The sequence below is a fragment of the Halosegnis rubeus genome (assembly GCF_009184545.1).
Taxonomy (GTDB): domain Archaea; phylum Halobacteriota; class Halobacteria; order Halobacteriales; family Haloarculaceae; genus Halosegnis; species Halosegnis rubeus.
On sequence record NZ_QJOW01000007.1, the window covers coordinates 100,279 to 112,349 of the forward strand.

Below are 12,071 nucleotides of genomic sequence, written 5' to 3' on the forward strand. Positions count from 1 at the left end.
GACGAAAAGAGAGTGACTATCGGCTATCGGTCCTCGCCGGAGTCGTAGTAGTCGCCCGCAGCCTCGGGAATCCGAGTCCGGCCGACCAACGCGAGCACGACGATGACCATCACGAACGGAATCACCCGGACGAGCGAACTCGGGATGCCCGTCCCCGCGGTCTGGAGACCGACCTGCATCGCGTCCAGCCCCGCGAACAACAGCGAAGAGAGGAACGCGCCGACCGGATTGTAGTTGCCGAACAGGTAGGTGACGATGGCGATGAACCCCTTGCCGTTCACCATCGTCGGGCCGTTACCGGTGAACTGACCGATGCTGAGCGCGAGCGCGGCCCCGCCCATCCCGGCGAGGACGCCCGACAGCAGGACGGCCTGGTACCGGACGCGAGAGACGTTCACACCGGCGGTGTCGAGCGCCTTCGGATTCTCGCCGCTGGCTCTGACCCATCGGCCGAAGCTGGTCCGGTAGAGCAACCCCCACGAGACGGCGACCATCAGGAACATCAGATACACCGACAGCGAGGCGTCGAGTAGTACGTCCACGAGATACAGTGGCGGCCGGGTAACCACGCTCGCGAGGACACCGAGGAGGAAATCGACCGGGCCGATGCCGACCGTCGGCGCGGCGAGTCGCTGTGGCAGGGTGCCCGCGGTCGGCAGGAAGCCGAACAGCTCCGTCAGAGTCGGCACGGTGCCGACGCTCTCGGTGTTCGGCCCACCGTAGATGACCTGTGACATGAACGGCGCGAGCCCGAGCGCGATGAGCCAGACGGCGAGTCCGGCGATGATCTGGTCGGCGCGGAACTCGATACAGACGACTGCGAACAACAGCGCCAACAGGGTCGAGGCGACGACGCCGAGTCCGAAGCCGGCGACCAGATTGCCGGTCACGTCGGTCATCCAGACGGCGACGAACGCCGAGATGATGAGCAGTCCCTCCAACCCGATGTTGATGACGCCGCTCTTTTCAGCGAAGATTCCGCCGAGACCGGCGAGCGTAATCGGGACGGCGAGCCGCAGGGCCGACTCCGCAGTCGGCTCCTCTACGAGCGTGCTCAAAACGACGCCGAGAATCGTCCCCGGGAACAGTACGCCACCGACGACGACGAGCACGAAGGCGGCCACGCCACCGACGAGCGCCGCCGTCTGTGTCCGTGTTCGCGGCGTGAGTCGTCGCCCCGCGGCGGCGAGTGTCTCACGCATCCGTCTCACCTCCGTCGCTCTCGCGACCGAGACGGCGTTGGACGCCCTTCATCCGGCCGCCGAGCAGCCGGAAGAACTCCGGCATCGCGACGAAGAGAATGATGAGTCCGCGGAGGGTGGCGACCAACTGCGGTGGCACCTCCGTCGCGAAGTTGACGACCCCGGCCCCGGATTTCAGGATACCGAAGAGGAAGGCGGCAAAGCCGACGCCGAGTGGGTTGTTTCCGGCGAGAATTGAGACGGTGATGCCGTCGAAGCCGTACGACGGCACGCCCGTCTGGAACTTGCCGAGGATCATCAGCGCGTACAACGCGCCACCGATACCGGCGAGCGCACCGGAGAGACCGAAGCTCGCGACGATGGTCCGCTTGGCGTCCACGCCGCCGTACTCGGCGGCCTCTGGCTGGAGCCCGCTCGTCCGCACGTCGTAGCCGAAGGCCGTGTGCGCGAGCAGATAGTAGATGACGCCGACGAGGACGACACCGACCGCGAGCGCGATGACGGAGAAGTTCGCCGTCGGCTCGAAGAGAATCGTCGGGAAGTTCGCGTGGTCGGGAATCGTCCGCGTCTGGGTCGCGAAGCTATCGGGGTCTTTCACGTGATTCAGTACGAGATAGCCGACGACGCCAGTCGCGATGAAGTTCAGCATGATGGTCGTGATGACCTCGTTGGCGTCGGCGTACGCCTTCAGGAGTCCGGGAATCGCGGCGTACAGCCCACCACCGAGTGCACCGACCGCCAGCCCCACGGTCAGACTCACGGCGGTGCCCGGAGCTCCGCCGACGAGTGGCGCGACCTGTAAGACGGCCAGCGCGCTCGCCAGGCTGCCGACGACCAGCTGCCCCTGTGCGCCGATGTTGAAGATGCCGGCCCGGAACGCGACGGCAACACCAAGCCCGGTGAACAACAGGACCGTGGTCTCACGCAGCGTGAGAGCCATCTGCCGGCCGAACGGGTCCCACTCGGCAGACAGCGGGTCACCGAGCGCTCCGAGGAAGAGCCGGTCGTAGACGGTGACGGGATTGTAACAAAAGCCCAGCTCGAAGAGCCGCGGCAGCCCGAACGGCGTCGGGTGCGTGAGCACGAACGTCGCCGTCGCACACTCCGTGATGCGGCCGGCTCCGAGAATGAGCACGGTGCCGACGAGAATCGACGCGAACAGCGCCGCGAGACTGATTGCTAACCGCTCCGTCGCGGAGGCGGTGACAAGCCGGGTGAGCGCGCGCTCGATACGGTCGCGCGCGCTCACGGCTCACCTCCGTCGACGCGCTGTGATTCGAGCTGTCGAGCTGGCCGCTCGCCGGCCATCAACAGTCCGAGCTCCTCTTCGGTCACGTCGTCTGGGTCGACGACAGCCATCAGGGTTCCATCGTGTATCACCGCGAGTCTGTCTGCGAGCAGCTGTACCTCGTCGAGCTTCGAGGAGACGACGAGCACGCCGTCGCCGTCGTCCCGGAGGGCGAACAGGCGTTCGTGGATGAACTCCGTCGACCCGATGTCCACGCCGCGAGTCGGGTGTGCGGCCACGAACAGCGACGGGTCGCGCTCGAACTCCCGGCCGACGATGAACTTCTGTTGATTTCCGCCCGAGAGCGCGGCCGACTTCGCACCGATGTCCGGCGGTCGAACGTCGTACGTCTCGACGATGTTGGACGCGTGGTCGCGGGCGACGTCCCAGTCGATGCGGCCGTTCGAGGTGAACGGCTCGCCGTGTTGGCTACCGAGAATGCCACTCTCCGTGAGGTCGAATTCCATCACCAGCCCGCGTTCGTGTCGGTCCTCCGGGACGTACGCCATCCCGGCGTCGATGCGGTCGCGCCGGGACCACGACCCGATGTCTTCGCCCTCGAAGTCGATGCGACCACTGCTCGGGTCCCGCAGGCCGGTAATCGCCTCAATGAGCTCGGCCTGTCCGTTGCCGTCGACGCCCGCGATACCGAAGATTTCGCCCTCTCGGACGCTGAAGCTCACGTCGTCCACGGCCGGCACCCCCCGGTCGTCGGTAACGCTAACGCCCTCAACGCGGAGCGTCTCCGCGCCGGGGTCGTGCGGTCGGTCGCTGGTGTCCATGAGCACCTCGCGACCGACCATCATCTCCGCGAGCGACTCGCGTGTCGTCTCCGCCGCGGGGACCGTCGCGACGCCCTTGCCGTCGCGCAACACGGTGATGTCGTCGGCCGCGGTCATCGCCTCGCCCAGCTTGTGGGTGATGAAGATAATCGTCTTGCCGGCGTCGGTCAGCTCCTCGAACACCGCAAACAGCTCGTCGACCTCCTGTGGCGTGAGGACGGCGGTCGGCTCGTCGAGGATGAGCGTGTCCGCGCCACGATACAACGCCTTCAGAATCTCGACGCGCTGTTGGACGCCGACGCTCACGTCGGCGATAGTCGCGTCGGGATCGACCGCGAACCCGTAGCGGTCGCTGAGCTCCTGTACCTCCTCGCGTGCGGTCGCACGGTCGACCGCCAGTCCGCCCCACTTGCGGGGTTCGTTGCCGAGCGTGATGTTTTCCGTCACCGTCATCGGGTCCACGAGCATGAAGTGCTGGTGGATCATCCCGATGCCGGCGTCGATTGCGTCGGCTGGCGCGTCGAACTCGCGTTCGGTGCCGTCGACGACGACGCGGCCCTCGGTCGGCTCGTACAGCCCGTAGAGCACGTTCATCAGCGTCGTCTTTCCGGCTCCGTTCTCGCCCAGCAGGGCGTGGACGCCTCCCCGTTCGACTTCGAGCGTCACGTTGTCGTTAGCGACGACGCCGGGGAACCGCTTCGTGATTCCGTCGAGATGGACGGCTCTGTCCATCGACCGATCAGACGTTACTCGGGTCGGACGGAACGTCGATTTCGCCGTCGATAATCGACTGTCGGGTCGACTCGACTTCGGTCACGATGCTGTCGGGAAGTTCGCCACCGAGCTGCTGGCCCAAGACGAGTTCGACACCGTTGTCGTCCAGCCCGAGCGTTGTCGTCGAGCCGGTTTCGAAGCTGTCGTTCACCTTCGCCTCGACCGCGCTGTAGACGGCCGTGTCGACGCGCTTGACCATCGACGCGAGAATCACGTCGGCGTACGACTCCCGGGTGACCGACTGGTCGCGGTCGACGCCGATGGCGAACTTGCCGGCTTCCTGTGCGGCCTGGAAGACGCCCGTGCCGGTGTTGCCCGCGGCGTGGAAGACGATGTCGCTCCCGCTGGAGTACATCGAGGATGCCGCCTCCCGACCCGCGCTCGGGTCGTTGAACGAGCCGGTGTAGTTGGTCTGTACGTCGATGTCCGTGTTGACGGCGTTCGCGCCAGCCATGAAGCCGGCTTCGAACTTCTGGATGAGCGACGACTCGACGCCGCCGACGAAGCCGAGATTCGTCGAGTCAGACCCAGTCTCGCCCGCGCCCGCCGAGAAGGAGTCGAGCGTCAACAGCCCCGCCATGGTGCCGGCGAGATACGAGCCTTCGTGCTCGCGGAACGTGTAGGACGCGACGTTGTCGTACTGTTCGTCGTCGTCGTTCGTCGGCACGCTGTCGACGATCTGGAAGTCCTGATCGGGGTACTGGGTCGCAGTCCCGCCCAGCGCGTCTGCCTGCAGGAAGCCGATACAGGAGATCAGGTCGTAGCTCGGGTCGGTCGAACTCGCGAACTGCTGTTGGAGGCTCGCAAACTCGGAGACCTCCTGTGGCTGGAGCGAGTTCGTCTGGAGGTCGAACGCCGACTCCGCCTGCTGGAGGCCCTGCTGGGCCTGGTCGTTGAACGACCCGTCGCCGAGCCCGCCGGTCGCGTAGACGATGCCGACGTTCGTCGCCGCGTTCGCCCCACCGTCAGTCTCCGTCCCTCCGCCGTCGGAGTCGTCGCCGGAGTCCCCGTCGGTGTCTGTCGGTGTTGCGTCACTCGATGGTCCGCCGGAACAGCCAGCCAGTCCAGCGATGCCAGTTACCCCCGCCGCCGTGATGAACTGCCGCCTACCCAGTTTCATGTTGGTTAGACACTACCGGCTTCGAGGATAAACGCTACGGTAGACCGGCTGGAGAGCAGTGAGAACGGCTATCAACGCACGATACTGTTATACGCTCTCGATGACATCACGCACTGACGCGACGAGCGCGTCTACGTCGTCTGATTCTGCGTACAGTCGGATGTACGGCTCGGTGCCAGAGGGCCGGACGAGCGCCCACGATGCGTCCTCGCGCTCGATGCGGACGCCGTACTCGGTGTCGACGCTCGCCTCGGGGAACGCCTCCGGCAGCGCCGTCTCGACGGCCGCCATCACGCGCTCCTTCTCCTCGTCGGGACACGGAATCGACACCTTCCGATAGGGGCGATTCGTAATCGGCTCGCGGAGCGCGTCGAGCCCGGCCTCCGCGACGAGCCGGGCCAACACGGCCGCGCTCGCCACGCCGTCGATCCACGACCCGAACCGGGTGTGGACGTGTTTCCACGGCTCGGCCGCGAAGACCACCTCGGTGCCGTCTGCGCCGGTTTCGTAGGCGGTCGCGACGCCTTCGTGGAGCGCACCGAGCCGAACGCGCTCGATGCGGCCGCCGCTGTCCCGGACGTGTTCGTCGATGCGGGCCGAGGCGTTCGGCGTCGTCACGACAACCGGGTCACTCGCCGCGCTCTCGCGGACGTATCGGCCCGCGACGACCGCGAGCACGGTGTCTTCGTGGACGACCTCGCCGTCGCTGTCGACGATGACGATGCGGTCTGCGTCGCCGTCGTGGCCGATTCCGAAGTCGAACTCGCCGTCGCGCACGAACGCCCGGAGGTCAGTCAGCGTCTCGGCCGTCGGCTTCGACTCGCGAGCGGGGAAGTGACCGTCCACCTGTGCGTTCAACGCCACCACGTCCGCGCCGAGCGCTCGCAACACCTGCGGGGCCGCGACGCTGGCCATCCCGGTCCCGCAGTCGACCGCGACCCGAACGCCGGCGGGGTCAGCGCCGAACTGCCCGGCGTACGCCGTGACGGCCTCGCGGTACTCGGAGAGCACACTCGCCTGCTCGCTCTCGCCGAACCGGTCCCACGGGACGGACGACTCCTCGCTCACCAACAGTTCCTCGATGGTCTCTTCCAGCTCGCGGTCGTACTCCTCCCCGTCGACGAACAGCTTCAGCCCGTTGTCGGTCGGGGGGTTGTGACTCGCGGTCACCATCACGCCGCGTCGTCCCCGTGAGGCGAACGCGAGCGCCGGCGTCGGAACCTGTCCGAGCCGAATCACGTCGGCCCCACCGGACTGCAGTCCGGCGGCGAGCGCGTCGGCGAGTGCCGACCCGGTCGTTCGGCCGTCCCGTCCGACGACGACCGTCGGTCGGTCGGTCGTCTCACGCGCCTGTGTCGCGGTCGCCCGGCCGACGCCGAGCGCGAGGCCGGGGGTGACCTCGGTGTGTACGCTCCCGCGGATGCCAGCCGTTCCGAACCGTGTCATACGGTCTGTTCTCGGCGCGACGTATCAAGCGTGACGGCTTCGACTACAGCTCGACGCCGCTGGGAATCAGCGAGTGGTGACGCAAGAGGTCGCCGTTGGCGTCGTACACGAGGAAGGTTCCCTTCTCCTGTTCGAGCAGCTGGTCGCCGTCGATACTCACGCGAATCCGGTAGCGGTGAGACTCGCCTGCCTCCTTGCCGTACTCGCGGGCCGCTTCGATGAAGTTGAGCACGTCCTCGCTGTCGGCGTTGAGTTCGAGCACGAACTCGCCGGTGACGCGGTTCGTCACCGCGACGACGCCCTCCGGGTCGTCCTTGACCGGCCCCTGGAGGCGGAAGGCAACGTCCACCTCGTCGCTCGCGAGCGGTTCGCCGTCAGTGCGGGTGAGTCGCTCAACCAGCTGCTCGGTCGGTCCCTCGAAGTCGATGACGACCGTCGGCACCCCCGGCGTGTCGAGATTGCTTGCGTCGATTGTGAAGTAGTCGCGCCGCATCTGTACTAACTTCGTGGCGCGCGCGGAAGAACGTAACGGGGCCGGCAGGCGACTGTCGGTACATTTTACCGACGACGCGTCCCCCTCGGAGTATGTCATGGGTCGAATCGGAACACGCGGGCGAGCTCGCCGTCGTCTCTGCGTGGCTCGCCACGCTGCTCCCGTGGTCCGTCTCGTTCGCGACCGACGAGGGCGTCTCGCTCATCACCGTCCGGTTTCCCGTCGCGATGTTCCAGTTCCTCTTTGGTGCGGACCTGAACGTCGACCTGTTCGTCCCCGTCTGGGCCGCGTCCGGACTCGAACAGTCGAACGCGGCGCTCCAGACCGCCTACTACGTCTGGCTCGCCGGGGCAATCGTCGTCGGCGTCGCGTTCCTCTTCTCGCTGGCCTACTACGGCCGCGAGGAGACCGTCGAACGACGATTCCCGGCGTCGCCCGTCCGCGTGATGGGCGGGCTGTTGACCGTCGCCGGTGGCTGTCTCGCCGTCTCGGCGGTCCGTATCTTCCAGACGGCACCCGGCGTCACCGTTCCCGTCGGTGCGGTGTTGGTCCCGCTGTTGGGCGTCACCTTACTCGGCACGCACACCCGCCCGAGCGAACAGGGGTGACGGCCGCGTGTATTTAAGTGTTCGGAGCGGCGATACACGACAACAACGCTGAGGCTTAACCTAATGTCAGAATCCACGCCGGACCTGAGCGATCAGATGCGCGTCGACGCCAGCGACGAGGAGGGGTTCAAGGCGATATTCGAGCGCGTGCTCTCGGTCATTCGCGGTTCCCAACTCACCGACGAGAACTACTCGCCGCGTCGCCACAGCCGACTCGTCCCCGACGACCCCGTCGACGCCGTCGGCTACGAAGTCGAACGCTACTGGCTCAACGCTCCGTTCTCGTACGCCTCCATTCGCTATGACGACGACGAGAACGAACACCGGTATCACGTCGTCGAGCCGACGCTCACCGACGACCAGACCGCGCTGCTTGATTCGCTGTACGACGACGTTCGCAACCCACTGCTCTACCGCGAGAGCCAGGAGGACGACGACCCCGAGACGCTGTTGCGCGAGGAACTCCGCGACCGCATCGAGGACTACGGCGTCGTGCTCTCGCCGGGCGGCTTCCACGCGCTCGTCTACTACCTGTGGCGGCGGTTCCGCGGCTTCGGTCGACTCGACCCGCTTATGCACGACAGCAAAATCGAGGACATCTCGTGTGACGGCTACGAGATTCCGCTGTACGCCTACCACGACGACTACCAGGACATCGCGACGACGGTCTCGTTCGGCGAGGAGTCTCTCGACTCCTTCGTCATCCGGATGGCCCAACAGGCCGGCCAACACATCTCCGTCGGGAACCCCATCGTCGGGACGACACTGCAGGACGGCTCGCGTGCAGAACTCACGCTCGGCGAGGAAGTCACCCCACACGGGTCGGCGTTCACCATCCGAAAGTACAGCGAGGAGCCGTTCACGCCGGTCGATTTGCTCCAGTTCGGCACCTTCTCGCTCCAGCAGATGGCCTACCTGTGGATCGCCATCGAGAACAACAAGAACATCATCTTCGCCGGCGGTACGGCGTCGGGGAAGACCACCTCGATGAACGCCATCTCGATGTTCATTCCCCCTCGTTCGAAGCTCATCACCATCGAGGACACCCGCGAGCTATCCTTGTATCACGACAACTGGCTCTCCTCGGTCACCCGCGACCGACTCGACGAGGAGTCGGACGTGACGATGTACGACCTCCTGCGCTCTGCGCTCCGACACCGACCGGAGTACATCCTCGTGGGGGAGGTGCGTGGCGAGGAAGCTATCACCCTCTTCCAGGCGATGAACACGGGCCACACGACCCTGTCGACGATGCACGCCGACTCGGTGCAAACTGTCATCAACCGTCTCGAAAACGAACCCATCAACGTCCCGCGACCGATGGTGCAGTCGCTCGACGTGCTCTGCGTGCAGGTGCTCGCGCGGCTCGACGGCGAGCGGGTGCGCCGGTCGAAGACAATCTCCGAAATCGACGGTATCGACCAGCGGACGGGCGAACTCGACTACTCCAACGCCTTCGAGTGGTCGACGACCGACGATTCCTTTTCGGTCGGTAATCGGAACCTGCTCGACGAGATTCGCCGAGAACGCGGCTGGTCGCAGGGCGAACTGTTAGAAGAGATGCGTCGTCGCCGTCGGTTCCTCTCGCATCTCCGGGACGAGAACATCACGAACTACCAGCAGTTCACGGCGCTGGTCAACGAGTACTACGTCGACGCCGAGGCGACGATGGACGCACTCGGAATCGGGACCGACGGCGACACCGACCAGCCGCCGGTAACCGCAGAGGCCGGCGACGACTGATGGTCTCGCCGCTCGTCTTCGTCCCCCTGTTGTTCGCCCTGGCGCTGTTCGTACTGCTTGCCGTCGCGCCGACGGTCCGGTCGCTGGAACGGCTGTTCAGCCGCATCGGGTGGATCGCCTTCGACGGACCGAACATCCCGCCGGACACCGAGCGAGAGCGAACGCTCCGTGCGGCCGGTATCGGTGAGCCGTACCGCATCTACCAGGCGAAGACGCTGACGTACACGAGCGTCGCCGCGCTCGCCGGCGTCGTCGTCGGCGGCTACGCCACCGGTGGCATCATCCGCGTGGTCGGCATCGAGCGACTCGGTGGCGCTCCCGTCGTCGACACCCTGCCGCCTGTCCTGCAGGGATTTGGCGTCCTCCACTTCGTGTTGCTGCTCGTCGGTGGCACCGTCTTCGGCGGGGGAGCGGCCGGGCTGTCGTATGTGCTCCGCTGGCAGGTTCCCGCGGTCAGAGCCGACTCCCGTGCCCGCGAGATCGACGCCGGGATGCCCCGGACGGTCGCGTTCGTCTACGCGCTCTCGCGCGGCGGAATGTCGTTTCCGAAGGTGATGGAGACCATCGCCGACAACAAGGACGTGTTCGGCACCGGAGCAGAGGAGTTCGAGGTCGCCTCTCGGAACATCAACCTCTTTGGCGCGGACGTTGTCTCCTCGATTCGCGACATCTCCGACCGGACTCCCTCCGAGCAGTTCGAGAGCTTCACGGAGAATCTCACCAGCGTCCTCCAGTCGGGCCAGGACCTCTCGGAGTTCCTGCACGACGAGTACGAGCGCTACCGCGAGGAGGCCGCCGAACGACAACAGAAGATTCTCGACGTGTTGGCGACGGCCGCAGAGATTTACGTCACGATTGTCGTCGCCGGGATGTTGTTCCTGGTGACGATTTTGCTCATCATGGGGTTGACCACCGGTGGGACGCTTGTCCCGATTCGCGTCATCACGTATCTCGTCTTGCCGGCGTTGAACGTGGCGTTCATCGCGTACCTCTCGGACATCACGCAGCCGCTTCGCGGGGCCGCAGCCAATCAGTCGCGTGAACGCCCCAGCGTCGGCGTCGACGCGATACCGGACGGTGGAGTCCGGACGCCGGCGGTGCGCGAGAACATCATTCGGCTTCGAATCCACCGCCGTGTGGGGCGGTTCCGACGGTTCTTCTCGAACCCCGTCGAGAACATCATCGACCGTCCCGAACTGCTGTTGTACGTGACCGTCCCCCTCGCGGGACTGTTCGTGCTGGTACAGGCGCCGAGCTATTTCGACTCGACCGCTCCGCTCACCGGTGGCCCGCTTGACGTGCGCACCTTCGACGACGCCGTGATTCAGGCAACCCTGTTCGTCGTGGTCACCTTCGGTATCGTCTACGAGATTGGGAACCGCCGCGTCCAGAACATCGCGTCCTCGCTGCCGGACATGCTCGACAGGCTAGCGAGTCTCAACGAAGCGGGGCTGTCAGTCGTCACGTCGTTCGAGCGTATCAACCGCAGCGACATGGGATCTCTCGACGACGAAGCAAAGCGCATCTGGCGGGATATCCAGTGGGGAGCGACAGTCGAGGAGGCGCTCGACCGGTTCGAGACGCGCGTGAAGACGCCTTCGACGACACGGGTGACGACGCTGTTAACCAACTCGATGCGCGCGTCAAACGAGATCGGGCCGGTGTTGCGCATCGCGGCCGAGCAGGCGCGTTCGGACCAGCAGCTGAAGCGCCGCCGCCAGCAAGAGACCATGACGTATCTCGTCGTTATCTACATCTCGTTCATAGTGTTCCTGCTCGTCGTGGGCATTATCGTGCTGGTATTGATTCCGAACCTACCGACGGCCGGTGAGTTCTCCGCCGGTGGAGCCGGAGCCGCACCGATTCAGGGTATCACCGAGGAGCAAAAAGACGCCTACGCGCTCGTCTTCATCCACGCGGGCATCGTTCAGAGCGCGATGTCGGGTATCGTCGGCGGGCAGATGTCGGAGGGGACGCTGCGTGACGGACTCAAGCACGCGAGCGTCATGCTGCTCATCTCGTATCTCGTCTTCCTCGCCATCCAGTGGGTGAGCGCGAACGGCGGCATCGCGCGGTTCACGTCCGCGTTCGGCGGCAGCGGTATCGGCATGTGAACTACCACTGCCTACTCGCCGCCTTCGGCGGCTCCTTGAGGCAGGGGCTTCCTGCTTCGACGACGCGCTTTGCAGACACCGAATTGGTGTCCGTAGGGAGCGCAGTCTCCACAGGCATTGATTCGGAGTGTCCCACTCCTACATCTTCGAGACCACGAGAACGGATGTTCAACGCCGCGTTCGCGTCCCTGTCCGCCTCAAACCCGCAGGCTGGACAGGAGTGGTCACGCACCCACAACGGCTTGTCGGTCGAAACACCACACGATGCGCACTCCTTGGTCGTTCCTCTCGGGTTGACTGCCACGAAGTGCGTTCCTTCACGCTCGCACTTGTATTCGAGCAACGAGAGGAACGCTCGCCACGCGGCAGACGCGGTGTTGCGGCTGTTCGACGGCGACTCCATCATCCCCTTCACGTTCAGGTCTTCGACCGCCACGAGGTCGTACTCGGTGGCGTAGTAGTTCGAGAGCTTGTGCAAGAAGTCACGGCGCTTCCGTCGAA

At 65.4% G+C, this 12,071-nt stretch carries 10 protein-coding genes; 3 read left to right on the forward strand and 7 right to left on the reverse strand.

All coding sequences use genetic code 11. The annotated features are described in order from the left end of the window. Positions 1–23: 23 nt before the first annotated feature. The 6 genes from DMP03_RS13025 to DMP03_RS13050 all read right to left on the reverse strand — a co-directional run bounded on the left by DMP03_RS13025 (position 24) and on the right by DMP03_RS13050 (position 7,105). Positions 24–1,202 carry an ABC transporter permease gene (locus tag DMP03_RS13025; RefSeq protein ID WP_152120980.1) on the reverse strand — a complete coding sequence of 393 codons (1,179 nt, stop codon included), beginning with the start codon at positions 1,200–1,202 and terminating at the stop codon, positions 24–26. Continuing rightward, positions 1,195–2,451 carry an ABC transporter permease gene (locus DMP03_RS13030; protein WP_152120981.1) on the reverse strand — a complete coding sequence of 419 codons (1,257 nt, stop codon included), beginning with the start codon at positions 2,449–2,451 and terminating at the stop codon, positions 1,195–1,197. The genes DMP03_RS13025 and DMP03_RS13030 overlap by 8 nt, the downstream gene beginning before the upstream one ends. Continuing rightward, the gene (locus DMP03_RS13035) at positions 2,448–4,004 is read right to left on the reverse strand and encodes an ABC transporter ATP-binding protein (protein WP_152120982.1); all 1,557 of its coding nucleotides are present in this window, start codon (positions 4,002–4,004) and stop codon (positions 2,448–2,450) included. Before DMP03_RS13035 ends, DMP03_RS13030 begins: the two co-directional genes overlap by 4 nt. A 7-nt stretch (positions 4,005–4,011) precedes the next feature. Further along, positions 4,012–5,166, reverse strand: a complete 1,155-nt coding sequence (locus DMP03_RS13040) for a BMP family lipoprotein (protein ID WP_172967161.1) — start codon at positions 5,164–5,166, stop codon at positions 4,012–4,014. An 87-nt stretch (positions 5,167–5,253) separates the two neighbouring features. After that, on the reverse strand, positions 5,254–6,612 hold the full coding sequence (locus DMP03_RS13045; protein ID WP_152120983.1) for a phosphomannomutase: 1,359 nt from the start codon (positions 6,610–6,612) through the stop codon (positions 5,254–5,256). Positions 6,613–6,655: 43 nt separating this feature from the next. Continuing rightward, the gene (locus DMP03_RS13050; RefSeq protein WP_152120984.1) at positions 6,656–7,105 is read right to left on the reverse strand and encodes a DUF5793 family protein; all 450 of its coding nucleotides are present in this window, start codon (positions 7,103–7,105) and stop codon (positions 6,656–6,658) included. Positions 7,106–7,197: 92 nt separating this feature from the next. Between DMP03_RS13050 and DMP03_RS13055 the strand changes: the two genes are divergently transcribed. The 3 genes from DMP03_RS13055 to DMP03_RS13065 all read left to right on the forward strand — a co-directional run bounded on the left by DMP03_RS13055 (position 7,198) and on the right by DMP03_RS13065 (position 11,570). Beyond that, the gene (locus tag DMP03_RS13055) at positions 7,198–7,713 is read left to right on the forward strand and encodes a DUF7549 family protein (RefSeq protein WP_152120985.1); all 516 of its coding nucleotides are present in this window, start codon (positions 7,198–7,200) and stop codon (positions 7,711–7,713) included. 96 nt (positions 7,714–7,809) lie between these two features. Then, complete coding sequence (locus tag DMP03_RS13060; protein WP_152120991.1) at positions 7,810–9,456, forward strand: type II/IV secretion system ATPase subunit; 1,647 nt, start codon at positions 7,810–7,812, stop codon at positions 9,454–9,456. Next, positions 9,456–11,570: a type II secretion system F family protein gene (locus DMP03_RS13065; RefSeq protein ID WP_152120986.1), complete on the forward strand. Its 2,115-nt coding sequence runs from the start codon at positions 9,456–9,458 to the stop codon at positions 11,568–11,570. The genes DMP03_RS13060 and DMP03_RS13065 overlap by 1 nt, the downstream gene beginning before the upstream one ends. Before the next feature lies 1 nt (position 11,571). Here the strand turns inward: DMP03_RS13065 and DMP03_RS13070 are convergent. Beyond that, positions 11,572–12,071, reverse strand: a 500-nt coding sequence (locus tag DMP03_RS13070; RefSeq protein ID WP_152120987.1) for an RNA-guided endonuclease InsQ/TnpB family protein, incomplete at its 5' end; no start/stop codon positions are given.